Origin of the sequence: Lentzea kristufekii, assembly GCF_033949925.1 — a bacterium.
Lineage (GTDB): Bacteria > Actinomycetota > Actinomycetes > Mycobacteriales > Pseudonocardiaceae > Lentzea > Lentzea kristufekii.
Map to the genome: position 1 here is coordinate 97,714 of NZ_JAXAVV010000004.1, position 18,244 is coordinate 115,957.

General features: G+C 69.2%; 17 protein-coding genes. 5 read left to right on the plus strand and 12 right to left on the minus strand.

The genetic code is table 11. The features are described from left to right. Positions 1 to 12: 12 nt before the first annotated feature. The 7 genes from SK571_RS09660 to SK571_RS09690 all read right to left on the minus strand — a co-directional run bounded on the left by SK571_RS09660 (position 13) and on the right by SK571_RS09690 (position 7,338). On the minus strand, positions 13 to 1,125 hold the full coding sequence (locus tag SK571_RS09660; protein WP_319983677.1) for a MalY/PatB family protein: 1,113 nt from the start codon (positions 1,123 to 1,125) through the stop codon (positions 13 to 15). Between the two features lie 95 nt (positions 1,126 to 1,220). Then, positions 1,221 to 2,696 carry an alpha/beta hydrolase gene (locus SK571_RS09665; RefSeq protein ID WP_319983678.1) on the minus strand — a complete coding sequence of 492 codons (1,476 nt, stop codon included), beginning with the start codon at positions 2,694 to 2,696 and terminating at the stop codon, positions 1,221 to 1,223. A 74-nt stretch (positions 2,697 to 2,770) separates the two neighbouring features. Further along, a complete protein-coding gene (locus tag SK571_RS09670) occupies positions 2,771 to 3,520 on the minus strand; it encodes a glucose 1-dehydrogenase (RefSeq protein ID WP_319983679.1) in 750 nt (249 codons plus the stop codon). Then, on the minus strand, positions 3,521 to 5,026 hold the full coding sequence (locus SK571_RS09675; RefSeq protein ID WP_319983680.1) for an aldehyde dehydrogenase family protein: 1,506 nt from the start codon (positions 5,024 to 5,026) through the stop codon (positions 3,521 to 3,523). A gap of 8 nt (positions 5,027 to 5,034) precedes the next feature. After that, positions 5,035 to 5,883 (minus strand): SDR family NAD(P)-dependent oxidoreductase, encoded by an 849-nt coding sequence (locus tag SK571_RS09680; protein ID WP_319983681.1) that lies wholly within the window; start codon positions 5,881 to 5,883, stop codon positions 5,035 to 5,037. 35 nt (positions 5,884 to 5,918) lie between these two features. Beyond that, positions 5,919 to 7,004, minus strand: a complete 1,086-nt coding sequence (locus SK571_RS09685) for a Zn-dependent alcohol dehydrogenase (RefSeq protein ID WP_319983682.1) — start codon at positions 7,002 to 7,004, stop codon at positions 5,919 to 5,921. Between the two features lie 142 nt (positions 7,005 to 7,146). Next, positions 7,147 to 7,338: a ferredoxin gene (locus SK571_RS09690; RefSeq protein ID WP_319983683.1), complete on the minus strand. Its 192-nt coding sequence runs from the start codon at positions 7,336 to 7,338 to the stop codon at positions 7,147 to 7,149. Positions 7,339 to 7,383: 45 nt separating this feature from the next. Between SK571_RS09690 and SK571_RS09695 the strand changes: the two genes are divergently transcribed. Together SK571_RS09695 and SK571_RS09700 are read left to right on the plus strand one after the other, a co-directional pair. After that, positions 7,384 to 8,544 carry an acyl-CoA dehydrogenase family protein gene (locus SK571_RS09695; protein ID WP_319983684.1) on the plus strand — a complete coding sequence of 387 codons (1,161 nt, stop codon included), beginning with the start codon at positions 7,384 to 7,386 and terminating at the stop codon, positions 8,542 to 8,544. A 9-nt stretch (positions 8,545 to 8,553) separates the two neighbouring features. Continuing rightward, the gene (locus tag SK571_RS09700; RefSeq protein ID WP_319983685.1) at positions 8,554 to 9,468 is read left to right on the plus strand and encodes an acyl-CoA dehydrogenase family protein; all 915 of its coding nucleotides are present in this window, start codon (positions 8,554 to 8,556) and stop codon (positions 9,466 to 9,468) included. On the opposite strand, the gene SK571_RS09705 is transcribed toward SK571_RS09700, so the two are convergent. Together SK571_RS09705 and SK571_RS09710 are read right to left on the minus strand one after the other, a co-directional pair. After that, positions 9,452 to 10,540: an NAD(P)H-dependent flavin oxidoreductase gene (locus tag SK571_RS09705; protein ID WP_319983686.1), complete on the minus strand. Its 1,089-nt coding sequence runs from the start codon at positions 10,538 to 10,540 to the stop codon at positions 9,452 to 9,454. The genes SK571_RS09700 and SK571_RS09705 overlap by 17 nt on opposite strands. Further along, positions 10,521 to 12,107 (minus strand): acyl-CoA synthetase, encoded by a 1,587-nt coding sequence (locus tag SK571_RS09710; RefSeq protein ID WP_319983687.1) that lies wholly within the window; start codon positions 12,105 to 12,107, stop codon positions 10,521 to 10,523. The genes SK571_RS09705 and SK571_RS09710 overlap by 20 nt, the downstream gene beginning before the upstream one ends. Before the next feature lie 74 nt (positions 12,108 to 12,181). On the opposite strand from SK571_RS09710, the gene SK571_RS09715 reads away from it, so the two are divergent. The 3 genes from SK571_RS09715 to SK571_RS09725 all read left to right on the plus strand — a co-directional run bounded on the left by SK571_RS09715 (position 12,182) and on the right by SK571_RS09725 (position 14,581). Beyond that, the gene (locus SK571_RS09715) at positions 12,182 to 12,973 is read left to right on the plus strand and encodes a crotonase/enoyl-CoA hydratase family protein (protein WP_319983688.1); all 792 of its coding nucleotides are present in this window, start codon (positions 12,182 to 12,184) and stop codon (positions 12,971 to 12,973) included. Between the two features lie 95 nt (positions 12,974 to 13,068). Then, positions 13,069 to 13,830: a hypothetical protein gene (locus SK571_RS09720; RefSeq protein ID WP_319983689.1), complete on the plus strand. Its 762-nt coding sequence runs from the start codon at positions 13,069 to 13,071 to the stop codon at positions 13,828 to 13,830. Positions 13,831 to 13,855: 25 nt separating this feature from the next. After that, positions 13,856 to 14,581 (plus strand): HAD family hydrolase, encoded by a 726-nt coding sequence (locus SK571_RS09725; RefSeq protein WP_319983690.1) that lies wholly within the window; start codon positions 13,856 to 13,858, stop codon positions 14,579 to 14,581. Here the strand turns inward: SK571_RS09725 and kstD are convergent. The 3 genes from kstD to SK571_RS09740 are packed head-to-tail and all read right to left on the minus strand — an operon-like array spanning position 14,578 to position 18,243. After that, complete coding sequence (kstD, locus tag SK571_RS09730; RefSeq protein ID WP_319983691.1) at positions 14,578 to 16,284, minus strand: 3-oxosteroid 1-dehydrogenase; 1,707 nt, start codon at positions 16,282 to 16,284, stop codon at positions 14,578 to 14,580. The genes SK571_RS09725 and kstD overlap by 4 nt on opposite strands. After that, positions 16,281 to 16,736, minus strand: a complete 456-nt coding sequence (locus tag SK571_RS09735) for a pyridoxamine 5'-phosphate oxidase family protein (protein ID WP_319983692.1) — start codon at positions 16,734 to 16,736, stop codon at positions 16,281 to 16,283. The genes kstD and SK571_RS09735 overlap by 4 nt, the downstream gene beginning before the upstream one ends. After that, complete coding sequence (locus SK571_RS09740; protein WP_319983693.1) at positions 16,729 to 18,243, minus strand: acyl-CoA synthetase; 1,515 nt, start codon at positions 18,241 to 18,243, stop codon at positions 16,729 to 16,731. Before SK571_RS09740 ends, SK571_RS09735 begins: the two co-directional genes overlap by 8 nt. Between the last annotated feature and the right edge of the window lies 1 nt (position 18,244).

Here is an 18,244-nt window from a genome sequence, read left to right on the forward strand (position 1 = left end):
CACAGCGCGCTGTCAGCGGCTGGCAACCATCCTGCGCACGGCCTCGGTGATGATCTCGGGAGAGGTGCCGATGTTGAACCTGACGTGGCCCGCTCCCCCGCTGCCGAACTCGGCGCCCGACATCAGGGCGACCTTGCCCCGCTCGACGAAGAACGCGGCCGGGTCGTCGCTGATGGCACGGCAGTCGAGCCAGGCCAGGAACGTCGCCTCGGAGGGTTCGTAGCCGATCTCGGGCAGGTGCTCGGTGAGCAGGTTCTTGAGCAGCTTGCGGTTGTCGTCGAGACCGGCCAGCAGGGCGTCGAGCCACTCGCCGCCCTCGCGCAGCGCGGCCGCGTGCGCGATAGTGCCGAAGTGGCTCGGCCCGTGGCTGACCTCCTCGGGCAACCTCGCGAGGTCGTCGGTGCCGGAGATCGCGACCGCCGCCCGCATGGCGGCCAGGTTCCAGCCCTTCGACGCGGACATGAGCGACATCCCGTTCTCGTCGACGCTCAGGTACGGCACGAACGCGGTGCTCCTGGAGACGAGCGGCGCGTGGATCTCGTCGGCGATCACGCGGACGCCGTACGTCTCGGCCAGCCGCGCGAGGGCCGTCAGCTCTTCGACGGTGTGGACGGTGCCCGTCGGGTTCTGCGGGTTGCACAGCAGGTACACCGGACGGTCGGTCTTGACGTGCTGGAACGTCCACTCCAGCACGTTCAGGTCGAGGCGGCCGAGCCGCAGCGGTGCCTCGACGACCGCGCGGCCCATGCTCCGGACGAACAGGTAGAACGGCGGGTACACCGGCGGGCTGACGATCACGGGGTCGCCCGGCCCGGACACCAGCTTGATCAGCTCGACGATGCCGAGCATCACGTCGGACACGAGCGCCGTGCGGTCCACCGGGAGGCTCCAGCCCCAGCGCTGTTCCGCGAACGCCGCGAGCGCCTCCTGGTAGCCGGTACCGGCAGGGTAGCCGGTGTCGCCGAGGTCCAGTGCGTCGATGAGCGCCTGTTTGACGGGCTCGGCCAGGTCGACGTCCATCTCGGCCACCCACAACGGCAGCACGTCGTCCGGGAACTGCCGCCACTTCACACTCGTGCGCCGGCGCAACCGTTCCAGCGGCACCTGGGTCAGCGGATTCAGCATGAACCCCAACGTAGGTCACCCAGGATGAGCCGTCACGTCGTGCGGTGATCCGTTTCAGGAAGGGCCCCGCCGGCGAGGCCCTCCTGAAAGCGAACTCAGGCGAACGGCGACCTGTCGATGCCGCACGTCTTCTGAGCAGGCAGCACACCGGTGAAGAGGTACTCCCGCTTCACCTTCTCCGCGCACGCGCTGCGCACGTACATGGAGGTGTGCCCGTAACCCTCGACGGTCAGGAACCCCGTGCGGGCCATCTCCGCGGCACCGTCGCGCGCACCGTGCAACGGCGTCGACGGGTCGAACCTGCTGTTGATGAACAGGATCGGCGCCGACGTCCAGCGGTTCCACGGCCCGGTGTAGCGGTCGTCGTCACGGCCCTGCCAGAACGCGCAGGCCATCATGTCGAACACCACGGGACGTCCCCAGTACGGCACGCGCTGGTCCTCGCTCCTGCCGTGCTTCGAGTAGACGGCCGGGTCGCGCGGGAAGTCGCTGTCCGAGCACTGCACGGCGTTGAAGCCCTCGAACCGGTTCGTGACGTAGTCGGCCGACGCGGTCAGCGAGGCCGGTGCCTCCCAGACGCCCTGCAGCACCCGAGCCGTGTCCTGCCAGGTGTCCGGCTGCGCCAGCGCGTCCCAGACGAGGCTGATCAGCGAGACGCGGTCGAACCGGCCGTCCGGCGTGGTGACCGGGGACGCGGTCACGCGAGCGACCAGATCAGCCCACTTCTGCTTCAGGTCGCCGCCCGCGAACGCGCACTGCGCACCAGGCGCCGCACACAGCTTCAGGAACTGGTCGAACGTCTCGGCGACACCGCGCGGCACGTCCTGGCGGGTGTCCAGCGGCACGGTCGTGCCCTGGTCACCGTGCCCGGTGGCGTTGCCGATGAAGTCGAGCGCGCCGTCGAACGCGAGCGCGCGGACCTTGTCCGGGAACATGTTCGCGTAGATCGCGCCGAGGTGCGTGCCGTACGAGATGCCGTGGTACGTCAGCTTCTTGTCGCCCACTGCCTTGCGCAGCAGGTCGAGATCACGAGCGGAGTTCGCGGACGAGACGTGGTCCAGCAGGTCGCCGGACTTCTCCTCACACCGCCGGGCGAACTCGCGGTAGCCGTCGTAGAACGCGGGCTCCTCCGCCGTGGTGTCCGGGTACACCGGGATGGAGTTGAGGAACTGCTGCTGTTCCTCGACGCTGTCGAAGCAGCGCACAGTCGCCGAACGGCCGATGCCGCGCGGATCCCACGACACCACGTCGAACCGCGACCGCAGTTCGGACGAGAACAGCCACTCCCACTTGCCGCGGGCCCGCAGTCTGTCCACACCGGACGCTCCGGGCCCGCCGAAGTTCACGAACAGCGAGCCGATCCGCTTCGCCGGGTCGGTCGCGGGCAGCCTGATCAGCGCGAGATCGATCTTCGCGCCGGACGGCCGGTCGTAGTCCAGCGGTACCTTCGCCGTCGAGCACTGGAACCCGTCCTGGCAGTCCTGCCAGGAGAGCACCGGCGCCTGTTCGGTCGCCACCGCGGCCGGCGCCAGTCCGATGAGCAGCGCGGCCGTCAACAACAGTGATTTCAAACAGGGCTCCCCAGTTCTGACCTCTCGACCAGGAAGACGCCGTGGAGATCAACCGGGTTGCGTGCTGGGAATCGTCAACCGTTCAGCGCGTGCGTCGCCGTCGCCCCTCCGTCGACCACGAACTCCCCGCCCGTGCAGTAGGCGCTGTCGTCGCTGGCGAGGAACAGCACGACGTTCGCGACGTCCTCCGGCTGCCCGATCCGGCGCAGCGCCAGCTTCTTGCCCATCGGCGAGACGTCGATGGGGCGGCCCAGGGCCTCGCTGACCATCGGGGTGTCGATGGCGCCGGGATGCACGGAGTTGACGCGGATCCCGTGCTGTCCCAGTTCCATCGCGGCGACCTTGGTCATGCCTCGGATCGCGAACTTCGACGCCGTGTACGCCACCAGGTACGGCATCCCGCCCAGGCCCTCGACCGACGAGACGTTCACGATCGACCCGCCGCCCGCCTGCTTCATCGACGCCACGACCGAGCGCATGCCGAGGAACGTGCCGACCTGGTTGATGCCGATCACCCGCTGGTAGTCGGCGAGTGTCGTGTCGGCCAGGGCGGAGAAGTGCAGGATGCCGGCGTTGTTCACGAGAACCGTGATGTCGCCGAACGCCGAGACGGTGAACGCAACGGCCTCCGCCCACTCCTCCTCCGAGGACACGTCCAGGTGGCAGTACTCGGCACCGAGTTCGGCCGCGAGTTCCTTGCCCTGGTCGTCGAGGACGTCGGTGATCATCACCCGAGCACCCTCGGCGGCGAACCGGCGTGCCGCGGCCGCGCCCTGACCCCGGGCGGCGCCGGTGATCAGGGCGATCTTCCCGTCGAGCCGCATCTACATCATCTCGTCGGTCAGCGGCATCATCACGGTCTTGAGCTCGGTGTAGGCCTCGTAGGCGCTCTGCCCGCCCTCGCGGCCGAGGCCCGACTGCTTGTAGCCGCCGAACGGGATGTGCGGTTCGAGCTGGAAGCCGTTGATGCCGACCATGCCGACCCGCAGGGCCTTCGAGACGCGGAACGCGCGGCGGACGTCGTTGGTGTAGACGCCGGCGCCCAGGCCGTACTCGGTGTCGTTCGCGATGCGGACGGCTTCTTCCTCGTCGTCGAACGGCACGACGGTCAGCACCGGGCCGAAGATCTCGTCGCGGGCGATGGCCATGTCGTTGTTGGCGTCGGCGAAGATCGTGGGCGCGACGAAGTTGCCGGACGCGTAGTCGCCGTCGAGCCGGGTGCCGCCGGTGACCAGGCGGGCGCCCTCCTCCTGGCCGCGCTCGATGTAGCCGAGCACGCGTTCGAGCTGTTTGCCGTTGATCAGCGGGCTGGCCAGCACGGCGGGGTCGAACGGGTCTCCGAACGTCACCGCGGTCGCGAGCATCTGCGCCATCGAGATGAACTCTTCCTGGGCGTCCCGCTGCACCAACGCCCGCGTGTGCGCCACGCACGCCTGGCCGGACAGGCCCATCGTGACCATGCCCATGCAGGTCATCGCGGCGAGGCCGACGTTCGGGGCGTCCGCGAACACGATCGCGGGCGACTTCCCGCCCAGTTCCAGGGAGACGCGCTTCATCGTGCCGGCCGAGGCCTCGACGATCCGGCGGCCGACGGTGCGGCTGCCGGTGAAGCTGATCTTGTCGATTCCGGGGTGGGTGATCAGTGCCTCGCCGGTCGGGTCGCCGGGACCGGTGACGAGGTTGATCACGCCTTCCGGGAGACCTGCCTCGATCAGCAGCTCGACCAGGCGGATCACGCAGAACGACGCGTACTCCGACGGCTTCACCACGACCGTGCAGCCGGCGGCCAGCGCGGGCGCGAGCTTCTGCGCGAAGAGCACGAACGGCGCGTTCCACGGCAGGATCGCCGCGACGACGCCGACCGGTTCGCGGAACGTCATCGCGAGGTGGTCGCCGCCCTGGTACGGCGGCAGGGTCTGGCCGCCGACCTTGTCGATCCAGCCCGCGTGGTGGTCGAAGATGTCCGCCGCGATGCCGACCGAGGTGGCGTAGATCTGGCCGAACGACAGCGGCACGCCGTTGTCCAGCGCCTGCAGGCCGCGCAGCTCGTCCGCGTTCTCGCGCAACAGGTCGCTGTACTTGCGCAGGACCTTGATGCGCTCGCCGGCGCGACTGCGCGGCCAGGGTCCCTCGTCGAACGCCTTGCGGGCCGCGCGCACGGCCGCGTCCACGTCCTGGGCCGACGCGACGGCGAAGCTGCCGATCTTCTCGCCGGTGGCGGGGTGGTGGTGGGTCCAGGTCTCGTCCGCCTCGCGGAACTCGCCTCCGATGAGGAGCCGGCCGTCCTTGAGGCCCAGCGAATCGCGGTGCGGTTGGACGGTGAGCGTCACGGCTCCTCCTAGAGCGACATCGTGTCCGTGCAGGCGAAAGTCCTTTGTGGATCCCGGTCGGCGAAGTAGCCGTCGAGATCGGTGAACGCGCCGAACTTCTGCTCGACGGTCGGTGGTGCCATCAGCGCGACCATGCCGCCGTGCACGACGAAGACCTGTCCGTTGATCTTCTCGCCGGACGGTCCCGCCAGGTGCGCCACGAACTTCGCGACGTGCTCGGGTGCCAGCGAGTCGTCGCCTTCTGGTGCGTCGCCGAACACGTGCGCGGTCATCTGGGTGCGGGCACGTGGGCAGATCGCGTTGGCGCGCACGCCGTAGCGGCTCGTGCCCCGGGCGGTCGCCACGGTCAGCGCGGCGATCCCCGCCTTGGCCGCCGCGTAGTTGGCCTGCCCCTCCGAGCCGAGCAGGAACGCCTCCGACGAGGTGTTCACGATCCGCGCGCAGACCGGTTCGCCCGCCGCCTTCGACTGCTGCTTCCACAGCGCGACGGCGTTGCGCGACAACAGGAAGTGGCCGCGCAGGTGCACCCGCACGACCAGGTCCCACTCCTCGTCGGTCATGTTGAACAGCATCCGGTCGCGCAGCACGCCCGCGTTGTTCACGACGACGTGCAGCCCGCCGAACTGCTCCATCGCGGCGGTGACGAGGGCGTCCGCGGTGCTCCGCTCGCCCACGTCACCCTCGACCACGAAGCACTTCGCGCCCAGTTCCTCGATCTCGGCCGAAGCGGCCTCGGCCGATCCCGGCAGGTCGTTGAGCACGATCGACGCACCGGCTCTGGCGAGTTCCAGCGCCTCCGCACGGCCGAGCCCGGCACCCGCGCCGGTGACCACGGCGACCTTCCCCGCAAGGTCCACAAGAGACTCCCAGAAGAGATGTGCCAGAAGATGTGTCAGTCGAAGAGGATGACCTGGCGGATCAGCGATCCACCGCCACGCAGGGCCTGCAGACCCTCGTTCACGTCCTCGAGCCTGATCCGCTTGCTGATCATGCCTTCGAGGTCCAGCCGGCCCTGCCGCCACAGCGCGATCATGCGCGGGATGTCCCGGCGGAAGTTCGCGGTCCCGTAGAACGAGCCGTGCAGCGTCTTGTCGTGCAGGAACAGTTCCTGGGCGCTGAACGACACCATCGCGTCGGCCCGGCCCGCGCCGACGACGACCGTGTGGCCACCGCGCCGGGTCAGGTCCCACGCCTGGCGGATCGTCGCGGGCAGGCCGACCACGTCGAACACGTAGTCGAAGCCCATGCCGAAGTTCAGCTGGTTGTTCAGGTCCGCGACACCGTCGGGCGTCGTCGCGTGCGTCGCGCCGAACTTCTGCGCCACCTCGTGCTTCTCGAGCACCGGGTCGACCGCGACGATCCGCGCGGCGGCAGCGAGCCGGGCACCCTGGATCACCGCGACACCGACACCACCGCAGCCGATCACGGCGACGCTGGAGCCCGGTTCGACCTTCGCGGTGTTGAGCACGGCGCCGACACCGGTCAGGATGCCGCACGACAGCAGCGCGGCGATCTCCCACGGCACGTCGTCGTCGACCTTCACCGCGGCATCGGCGGGCACGACCATCTCCTCGGCGAACGCGCCGAGCCCCGCGTACCCGAAGGCCGGGTTGCCGCCGACGACGAACCTCGGTGACGTGAACGCCGAGATGGTGTGCACGAGGCACAGATGTGATTGGCCTGTCACGCATTGGGCGCACTTCCCGCACGGTGGCACGAAGGTGATCGCCACGTGGTCGCCGACCGCGAGCGACGTCACGGCGCTCCCGATCTCGACGATCTCACCGGCGCCCTCGTGACCGACCACGCCGGGCGTCAGGGCCGGAAGTGTTCCGTCCATTGCGGACAGATCACTGTGGCACACCCCGCACGCCTTGATCCTGATGCGGATCTCCTGCGGTCCCACCGGGGCCGTGGTCACGTCGTCGCGGAGCTCGAGCTTGTCGTCGCCTACCTGGTTGAGCACGGCAGCCTTCACCGGTATCACTCCTCGCTGAGCTCACACGGTCTGGTGCCGCGAGGCGCCCTGCTGAGCGCCGGAAGACGCGGCGAAGGTTGCCGGTCGCGGCACCACGTACCCGTCGCACACTAGAATCTGTTCCTGTTCGTGGCAAGGTCCATCAGCGTGAGAGGCGCAGCGCGCCCATGGGGCACGACGCGACGGCGCGTTCCGCCAGAGCCTCTTCGGCCGGAGCCAGCTCACCGCCCCGGATCTGCAGAACCTCGTCATCGTCAAGGTCAAACACCTCGGGTAGGATGGACATGCACTCCCCGTGCGCCTCGCACAGCAAAGGGTCGACGCCGACCTTCATCGCGGCCTCCTGACATCAAGTAGAACTTGTTCTAGAGTAGCGGTCATGCGCATCGGTTTCACGCCCGAACAGGAGCAGTTGCGCCAGGAGTTGCGGGCGTACTTCGCCGCGCTCATGACGCCCGAACGCAAGGCCGGGCTCGCCGGTGGCGGCGACTACGGCGACGCCGCGGTCTACAAGGACACCGTCCGCCAGATGGGGCTGGACGGCTGGCTGACCATCGGCTGGCCGGAGGAGTACGGCGGCCGGGCCCGCCCGATGATCGAGCAGCTGATCTTCCTGGACGAGGCGTCCGCCGCCGGTGCGCCGGTGCCGTTCCTGACGCTGAACTCCATCGGCCCGACGATCATGTCCCTGGGCACGCCCGAGCAGAAGGCGTTCTACCTGCCCAAGATCGCGTCCGGCGAGCTGCACTTCGCCATCGGCTACTCCGAACCGGAGGCGGGCACCGACCTCGCGGGCCTGCGCACGCGGGCGGTCCGCGACGGCGACGAGTACGTGATCAACGGCCAGAAGATGTGGACCAGCCTCATCCAGTACGCCGACTACGTCTGGCTGGCCTGCCGCACCGACCCGGAATCGCGGCGGCACAGGGGGTTGAGCGTCATCATGGTGCCGACCACCGCTCCCGGCTTCTCCTGGACGCCCGTGCCGACCATGTCCGGGCCCACGACCAGCGCCACCTTCTACGACAACGTGCGGGTGCCCGCGACGAACCTCGTCGGCGAGGAGCACAAGGGCTGGAAGCTCATCACCAACCAGCTCAACCACGAACGCGTCGCCCTGTGTTCGGCCGCGCCGCTGCAGACCGCGCTGCGCGAGGTTCGTCAATGGGCGGACGAAACCGGTGCCGTGAAACAGGAATGGGTGCGCCTGCACCTCGCCCGCGTGCACGCCAAGACGGAGTTCCTCAAGCTCGTCAACTGGCGGATCGCGTCCGGTTCCGACGAGGCCCCGTCACCGGCGGAAGCCTCCGCGACCAAGGTGTTCGGCACCGAGTTCGCGACCGAGGGTTACCGGTTGCTGATGGAGGTGCTGGGCGCCAACGGGATCGTGCGCACGGGCTCCGCGGGAGCACTGCTGCACGGCCGTGTGGAACGCATGCACCGGTCGTCGCTGATCCTGACGTTCGGCGGCGGCACCAACGAGATCCAGCGGGACATCATCGCGCGGGTGGGCCTCGGGTTGCCCGCTGTGCCTCGGTAAGGAGACTTCGTGGACTTCACACTCACCGAGGCCCAGCGCGAGCTGGCCGCGCTGACCCGCAAGATCCTCGACTCGTCTGACACGCCCTGGCTCGACCTGGTCAAGTCGGGCGTCCTGCCGGAGCAGCCCGACGAGTTCGGGGTGCTGGAACAGTGCTCGGTGCTGGTCGAGCTGGGCCGCGCGGTCTCCCCCGTGCCCTACCTGCCCACCACGGTCGCGGCGTCGGCGCTCGCCGAGTTCGGCACCCCGGACCAGCGCGAACGCTGGCTGACACCGGGAACCGTGCTGTCCGTGGCGCTGTCGGAGGCCGGCGGCGTGAAGACGACGGTGCCGTTCGCGTCGGAGGCGGCCACGTTCCTGGTCGCGCAGGAAGAGCAGGTGTTCCTCGTCGAGGCGGAGCAGCTGGAGATCACTCCCCAGGAGCTCGTGGACGGCTCGGACGCGGGGAGCTTCGCGTTCTCCGGCACCGGCGAGGTGGTGCCCGGCCTGTCCCCCGACTGGTTGATCACGCGCTACACGCTGGGGTTGTGCGCTCTGCAGCTCGGCGTCACCGAACGCGCCCTGGAGCTGACGGCCGAGTACGCGCGGACCCGCGTGCAGTTCGACCGGCCGATCGGCAGCTTCCAGGCCGTGGCGCAACGGCTCGCTGATGCGTACATCGACGTCGCGGCGATCCGCCTGACCCTCTGGCAGGCCGCCTGGCGCCTCTCCGAGGGCCTGGACGCGGCGGAAGAGGTGGCGACGGCGAAGTTCTGGGCCGCCGACGCCGGGCACCGCGTGGCGCACACCGCCGTGCACGTCCACGGCGGCACGGGGATCGACATGAGCCACGACGTGCACCGCTACTTCACCGCGGCGAAGCGCAACGAGTTCGAGCTGGGCGGGGCGACCGCCCAGCTCCTGAAACTCAGCGCAGCTTGGTGAGGCGTTCGACCGTCGCGTCGAACTCCGCCAGCAGGTCCTCGAGGACCTCCGCGACCGGGCGGACCTCGTTCATCCGCCCGACGACCTGGCCGACCGGCATCGAGACCACGGACGGGTCGTCGGACCGGGCGATCCGCAGGTGCGCCTCGCTGACCAGGATGTTCTGCAACGGCATCGGCAACGGGTCCGGTGCCTCCGCGGACGTCCACGCCTCGGTCCACCGCGTCTTCAGCAACCGCGCCGGCTTGCCGGTGTAGATGCGGGTGCGGACGGTGTCGCTGGAACCGGCGGCGAGCAACGCCTGCTGCGTGCTGGAGTTCCCGAGCGTGTACTCGGCGGTGGTGAGCCAGTACGAGCCCATCCACACGCCGGACGCACCGAGCGCCATCGCGGCGGCGGCCTGCCGTCCCGACCCGATGCCGCCGGCGGCGAGCACCGGGACGTCCACGGCGTCGACGATCTCCGGCACCAGCACCATCGTCGCGACCTCGCCGGTGTGCCCGCCGGCCTCGTACCCCTGCGCCACCACGATGTCGACGCCGTTGGCCACGTGCCGCCGCGCGTGCTCGGCCTTGCCGGCCAGCGCGGCTACCGGAACACCGGCCGCGTGCACCTGCTCGATGACGTCGGTGGGGGGTGAGCCGAGGGCGTTCGCGATGAGCCGGATCGGGTGTGCCAGGGCCACGTCGACGTGTGAGCGCGCGACCGAGTGCAGCCAGCCGAGCACGCCCTCGCCGCCCTCGCCGTCCGGCAGCGGTGGCACACCGAGCTTCAGCAACGTCTGTTGCACGAACTCCTTGTGGCTCTGCGGGATGAGACTGGCCAGGTCGATCTGCGTGCCTTCCTTCGGCACGGTGGCGGGCATGACGATGTCGACGCCGTACGGCTTGCCGTCGGTGTTCTCGTCCATCCACGTCAACGCGCGGTCGAGGTCCTCCGCGTCGTTGAACCGCACGCACCCGAGGACACCGAGCCCGCCTGCCCGGCTGATCGCCGCCGCCACGTGCTCGGACGGCGTGAAGCCGAAGACGGGATGTTCGATGCCCAGCTCGTCACACAGGCTGGTGCGCATGATCCTCCACGTGGCGCTTCGCCCACTGGTAGTCGGGTTTGCCGCTGGGGGTGCGGCCGATCTCGGCGACGAGCCACAGCGACCGCGGCACCTTGTAGCCGGCGAGGGTCTCGCGGACGTGGGCGTCCAGTTCGGACAGCGTCGGCGTGGCGCCGTCGCGCGGCTGGACGATCGCGCCGACGCGCTGGCCGAGCAGGTCGTCCGGGATGCCGATCACGAGCGCGTCGAACACGTCCGGGTGCGACTTCAGCACCCCCTCGACCTCCTCGGGGAACACCTTCTCGCCGCCGGTGTTGACGCAGGTGTTGCCGCGCCCCAGCAACGTGACGTCGCCGTCCTCCTCGAACCGGGCGAAGTCGCCGGGCACGGTGAACCGCTTGCCGTCGACCTCCACGAACATCCGTGCGGTCTTCTCGGGGTCCTTGTAGTAGCCGAGCGGGATGTGACCGCCGCGCGCCAGCTTGCCGATGACACCGGGCTTCGGCTCGAGCTTGTTGCCGTCGTCGTCGATGACGATGGTGTCCTCGTTGAGCTTCACCTTGGTGCCGTCGGTCTTCACGATCTCCTTGGGCACCGCGCCGATGCCGGTGGACCCGGTCTCGCTCGACCCGATCGACTCCAGCAGCGTCGTGTGCGGCAGGTGTTCGTGGTACTGCTTCTTGACGGTGTAGGAGAACAACGCGGCACTGCTGTTGAGGATGTACAGCGACGAGCCGTCGTACGTGCCGCGCTGGAACTCCTCGATCAGCGGCCGGCCCATGGCGTCGCCGGTGATGACGGCGACCTGGACCTTTTCCCTTTCGATCACCCGCCAGATCTCGGCGGGGTCGAACTTGGGCACCAGCACCACCGTGCTGCAGCTGAACAACGCGCCCAGCACGGCCCACTGCGCCGCGCCGTGGATCAGCGGCGGCAGGCACAGCCGGATGAGCCCGTAGTCCTTGCCCGCCTTGGCCTGCTGCCACTCGTCCGTCAGCCGTTCGCCGGTGACGAAGTCGATGCCGCCGCCGAGCGTGCGCCACACGTCCTCGTGCCGCCACATCACGCCCTTGGGCATGCCGGTCGTGCCACCGGTGAACAGGATGTAGAGGTCGTCGGGGCTGCGCGGCCCGAAGTCCCGCTCGCCGGACTCCTCGGCGAGTGCCGTTTCGTAGTCGGCGCCGGCGAAGTCCTCGTCCGTCTCGTCGTCGATCACGACCGTGTGGCCGGGAGCACCGACCTCCGCGACCAACGGCGAGTACCGCCGTTCGTGTACGAGAGCGGTCAGATCCGCCTCACCGAACAAGTATTGCAACTCGTTCTTGGTGTAGCGGTAGTTCACGTTGATCGCCACGGCACGCAGCTTGTAGACCGCGAGCATGGCTTCGACGAGTTCGATCGAGTTGCGCGCGTAGAGCCCCACGTGCGCACCCTGCGTCACGCCGTTCTTTGCCAGGTGATGAGCCAGTTTGTTGGCTCGCGACTCCAGCTCGGCGTAGGTGACCCGCTTGGACCCGCACACGAGCGCGGTCCTGTCGGGCACGGTGTCGGCGGCGTGTTCAACGAGGTCTGCGACGTTGAGGGCCATGGTACGCAAAGTAGAACGTGTTACTGTTCTGGACAATCCCCCGTGCGGTCAGACTCGATCCAGGAGGCCCGTGAATGACGACCACGACAGAACCCCATGCGTTGGTGGAGCTGGCCGGCAACGTCCTGGTCGTCACGATGAACCGCCCGGAGGTCCGCAACGCTCTGTCCGGCCCCATGCTGGCCATCATGAAGGAGGCGTGGGACCGGGTGGACTCCGATCCGGACGTCCGCGTCTGCGTCCTGACCGGTGCGGGTGGCTCGTTCTGCGCGGGCGCGGATCTCAAGGCGATGACGTCCAACCACCCCAGCGAGAACGCCGGCAAGTTCGACTTCTCCGTCATAGCGCCACTGCTCAAAGGACGTCGATTGACGAAACCGCTGATCGCCGCGGTGGAAGGCCCCGCGGTCGCCGGCGGCACGGAGATCCTGCAGGCGACCGACATCCGGGTGGCCGGTGAGAGCGCGCGGTTCGGCGTCTCGGAGGCGCGCTGGGGTCTGTTCCCCCTGGGCGGCTCGGCGGTGCGGTTGCCGCGCCAGATCCCCTACACGGTCGCGGCCGACCTCTTGCTGACCGGACGTCACATCCGGGCGGCCGAGGCGAAGGAGATCGGGCTGATCGGGCACGTGGTGCCGGACGGTCAGGCCTTGGACAAAGCCATGGAGCTGGCTGCGCTGATCACGGCCAACGGCCCGATCGCGGTGCGGAAGATCCTGCAGACCATGCGGGAGACCGAGGTCATGCACGAGAACGAGGCGTTCACAGTGGACGCTCGGCTCGGCATGGAGGTGTTCTCCAGCGAGGACGCCAAGGAGGGTCCGCGGGCGTTCGCGGAGAAGCGCAAGCCGGAGTTCAAGGGCCGGTAGACACCTCCCGGACCAATTCGTTCGTGTCCGTAACACTTGGCGGCACCGCTCCGATCTGCGAGTCGAACATCCGCAGTCCGGGGCAGGGGCCAGTCGTGACACACGCCGATCAGGAGACCGGCAACGAGATCGAGGGCAACGTCAGCGGCACGGCGTTCCAGGCCGGGTCGATCGCGTTCAACCTCGGTGCTCCCGACAAGCCCAAGCGGGGCAAGGCGTTCTGGGGTGCTACCGCCTCGGTGGTGGTCGCCGTCGCGGCTGTGTCCACACTGGCGACGAAGCTGTCGCCTTCTGGCGAGCCGACGAGGGAGACGCCCGCGGCGGTCACCGGTGCGAACTCGGCCGAGGCCGCCGTCACCACGGCACCGGTCTCCGCCGGGGTCCTGCCCGCCACGACGACGGCCGGCCGACCGGCCCCGATCGTCCCGACAGCGCGCCAGACCGTCAGTGCACCGGCCGTCGTCCCACCGGTCATCACGACGACCGTCGCCAAAGCGGCCACACTCCCACCCGTGTCCACGGGCGACGGCGTGCGGTTCAGCGGCACCGTGGCGTTCGGCAGCTACAACCTCGATCTCCAACAACCTCGCGGCATGGACGGCATGAACGTCTGGCCTCTGACGCCCGGCCGTCTCCACGGGGACGAGAACTACTGGCTGGTGGAGTGGACCGGCGACGGCACCCCGGGCAGGGCCGAGTGCGACACCGGCATCTCCCAGCGCGGGACGAGGGACGCCACGAACCTGGTCGCCGGCAGCCGGGTCTGCGGGAGGACACCCGGCGGCCGGACCTTCCTGGTCGACGTCACCGCCGTGGACAGCACGACGATCACCGGTCAGGTCACGGTGTGGGAGTGACGCTCGCGTGTGCGAGGGTCTGTTCATGACCCGCGCCGTCGCCATCATCGACCTCGACGACTGCCTGATCCCGGACGGCACCGCGGCACGCGCCGCCGTCTCCGCCGTGCTGGACGAACTCTCGATCGCCTCCGGCGACCAGGCGGTCGACACCGTGCTGGCCGCCGCCCGCCGGGAGTGGCGCGGCAACCCGCACGTCGCACACCGAGAGGTCGAACGGGTCGCCTCGTGGGAGGCGCTCTGGGCGGACTTCCACGAACTGCCGATGCCGGAGGCGACCATCCGAGCCCTGGTCGGCAACGACGTGCGGGCGTGGCGACTCGCCCTGGACGATCTGGGAAGTTCCGCCGACGCCGCAGACGCCGCTCTGGCCTTCCGCAGACTGCGCAGCGAGCTGGTACGGCCGTTCCCCGGCGTCGAGTCCGCATTGGACTCACTCCGGGAACGCCACGAGCTGTGGCTCGCCACGGACGGCTGCCGGTCACTCCAGCGCGCGAAGCTGCGCCTGTCCGGCCTGGCCGACCGGTTTCAGCGCGTGTTCGTCTCGGGCGAGGTCGGCCATCCCAAGGGCACCGCGGAGTTCACGGCCGCGGTCAGGACCGCGCTGACGGAGGGGAGAACCGTGTGCCTCGTCGCCGGAGACAGCACGACCACCGATCTCCTGCTCGCGGAGACCGGTGGCTGGCCGTTCGTCCAGATCACCGACGAGGTGCGGTTCACCGACGTGCCCACCTACTGCCGTTGCCCCTAGACGTCGTTCGCCGCGATGTACCCGAACGTCATCGCGGGCCCGATCGTCGACCCCGCCCCGGCGTAGCTCCGCCCCATCACGGCCGAGCTCACGTTGCCCGCCGCGTACAGACCGGGAATCACCGAACCGTCCGGCCGCAGCACACGGGCCCGCGCGTCCGTCACCAGACCACCCTTGGTGCCGAGGTCACCGGGCACGATCTTGAAGGCGTAGAACGGCGGCGCCCACAGCGGTGCGAGGCACGAGTTCGGGAAGACCGCCGGGTCCGTGTAGTAGTGGTCGTAGGCGCTGTCGCCGCGCTTGAAGTCGGGGTCCCGGCCGGTCATGGCCTGGTTGTTGAACCGGCTGACGGTCGACCTCAGGTTCGCGCCGGGGACGCCGATGGCCGAGGCCAGGCCGTCGAGCGACCAGTTCTTCACCACGGCGCCGGACTGGTACCAGCCGTCCGGCAGCGGCAGGGTCGGTGCCACGTCGGCGAACAGGTACCTGTTGCGGTAGTTCTGGTCGACGACGAGCCAGGCCGGGATGCACGGGTCGGCCGGGTTCTTGTCGTACATGACGTGCACGACGTCGCTGTAGGGTGCGGCCTCGTTGACGAACCGGCGGCCGGCCGCGTTGATCATCAGGCCGCCGGGGAGCGTCCGTTCGGCCAGGCAGAAGTACGGGGTGCCGGGCACCGGGATCGCGGGACCCCACCAGGCGTCGTCCATCAGGTCGAGCGCCGCACCGGCCCGCTGGCCCGCGCGGTGGCCGTCGCCGGTGTTCTCCTTCGCGCCGACCGTCCACTGAGTACCGATGGGCTGGCGCTGGTACTGGGCGCGCATGGCCGCGTTGTGCTCGAAGCCGCCCGAACCCATGATCACGCCACGCCGTGCGCGCACGGCCCCCCGCGAGGTCAGCACTCCCCTGACGGCGCCGTTCTCCACGATCAGGTCCGTCAGACCGGTGTTCAGCCAGACCGGGACGTTCGACTGCAACAGACCCGCGCGAAGGCCGCCCGCCAGCGCCTGGCCCATGGTCAGGGGCTTCTGCCCGGCCAGGGCTGCCGCGGTGCCACGCGCCAGGGCGGCGGCCGCGGTCGCCGCTCCCTTCGCGTTGACCAGGGCCAGCGCGAGCCACTTGTAGTCCGCGCCGTAGATCACCATGCCGGCCGGCGTGGCCAGGTAGGGGGCGTTCAGGTTCGCCAGCTCGGCGCCGAGGACGCGGCCGTCGAGCATCTCCGGCTCGATCGAACGGCCCTTCGCGATGCCGCCGGGGTACTCCGGGTAGTAGTCGCTGTAGCCGTCCATGTGCCGGAAGCGCAGCGGGCTGTTGCGCATGACGAACGAGATCATCTGCGGCCCGTACGCCAGGTAGGCCTGCTGCCGCACGAGCGGGATGTCCCCGACGACCGCCGCCATGTACTGCGCGGCCTTCGCGGGCGTGTCCGGCACACCGGCCGCCAGGATCACCTCGTTGTTGGGGATCCAGATGCCCGCGCCCGAGCGAGCGGCCGAGCCGCCGTAGGTCGGCGCCTTCTCCACGACCACGCAGCTCAGGCCGCGCTTGGCGGCGGTCAGCGCGGCGGTCATGCCGGCCGCGCCCGCGCCGACCACCACGACGTCGAACTCGCCGAGATCGGCGGAGGCTGCGGTGGGTCTGACCAGTCCGGAGGCCAGCGCGAGACCGGCTCCGGCGAGCACCTGACGGCGGTTCAGGTTCACGGGTTCACTCCAGACATCGTCTTTCGATGGTCCCAGCTGGCGGTCTTGGTCGGACGGAAGATCACGGCGACGCGTCGCGACATCGCCTTCCGCAACGCTTCACGGGCTTCGGGGTCGGCGCCGACCTCGCCGAAGTTGCGTGCCACGACGGCGTCCACCACCCGGCCGAGGTCCGGCGTGAACTCGGTGACGCCCTCCATGTGCACGCCGCGCAGCTGGTCGTAGGTCTCCCCCGCCTCGGCCAGCACGCTGCAGCGCGGATCCCGTCGCAGGTTCACGATCTTCTGCGACTTGCGGTCCGTGCAGAAGACGAGCTCGCCGTCCACCCACGCGAACCACATCGGAGCGAGGTGCGGCAGGCCGGTGCGGCCGATGGTGGCGACGATCAACGTCTTCTGGCCCTGGAGAAAGGTCTCGACCTCGGCCGGCGTCATCTTGATGAGGTCACGCAAGGTCGCGCAGCTTTCGCTTGTAGAGCTTGCCGTTCGGATCGCGCGGTAGCTCGGCCATGTACTCGACCGTCCGCGGCAGCTTGAACTTCGCCAAGCGAGTCCGTGCGAACTCCAGCAGCTCCTCGGTCAGGGCCTCGGAAGCCTCGACGCCGTCCGCGGGCTGCACGACGGCCTTGATCGACTCGCCCCAGTCCGGGTGCGGCACGCCGAACACCGCCACGTCCGCGACCTTGGGATGGCAGATCAGCTCACCCTCGATCTCCGCCGGGTAGATGTTCACCCCGCCGGAGATGATCATGTCGTTCTTGCGGTCGCACAGGAACAGGTAGCCGTCCTCGTCCAGATAGCCGATGTCCTGCAACGTGAACAGCCTGCCCACGCGCGCGGCCCGGGTCTTCTCCGCGTCCTTGTGGTACTCGAAGGTCGCGTCGCCCATCCGCATGTAGACCAGGCCCTGTTCACCGACCGGAAGCTCGGTGCCGTCCTCGCCCAGGATCCTGATCTCGGACGTCGGCCAGGGCAGGCCGACGGATCCCGGCTTGCGCAGCCATTCCTGAGCGGTGATCGCCGTGCCGCCGCCCTCGGTGGCCGCGTAGTACTCGATCACGACCGGCCCCCACCAGTCGAGCATGCGGCGCTTGACCTCCAGCGGGCACGGCGCCGCGCCGTGGATCATCGCGCGCAGCGAACCCATGTCGTACTTGGCTTTCACGTCGTCCGGCAGAGCCAGCAACCGGTGGAACTGGGTCGGCACCATGTGGCTGTGGGTGACCTTGTGCTGCTCGATCAGCCGCAGCATGTCCTCCGGCGCCCAGTGGTCCATGAGCACGGTCGTGTGGCCGAGCTGGATCGAGATGACGACGAAGTTGAGCACCGCCGTGTGGTAGAGCGGCGACCCGCACAGGTGCACGTGCCCGTCGTGCGGCTTGATCCCGAAGATGCCGAAGAACCAGGCGGCCGACGGCGGCACGACGTCGGGGTCGGCGCCGGTCAACGGCCTGCGCACGCCCTTGGGGCGGCCGGTCGTGCCGGAGGTGTAGAGCATCGGCGACCCGGTGGTGCGGCCGTCGGGCCTGCCTTCCTCGCCCTCGCCGAGCTTCGTCAGCGGGGTGAAGTCCGCGATCTCACCGACGGCGAACTTGGCCTCGGACGGAAGACCCGCCGCGGCTTCGACGGCCGCCTCGGCGAACCGTTCGTGGGCGACGAAAACCTTGGCACCGCTGTCCTGCACGAGATACGCGACCTCGGCCCCGGTCAGGTGCCAGTTGGCCATCACGACGTAGAGGCCGGTCTGGAAGGCGGCGAAGTACACCGACACCAGATCGGCGCTGTTGGGCAGCATCAGCACGATGCTGTCGCCGGGTTCGAGCCCCAGTGCCCGGAACCCGCGTCCGTAGCGGTTCGCGGTGTCCGCGAGCTCCGAATAGGTGATCTCGCGACCACTCGGATCGACCAGCGCGGTCAGGTCCGGCTGATCGGCAGCGATGTTCCAGAGTCCTGTGACCACA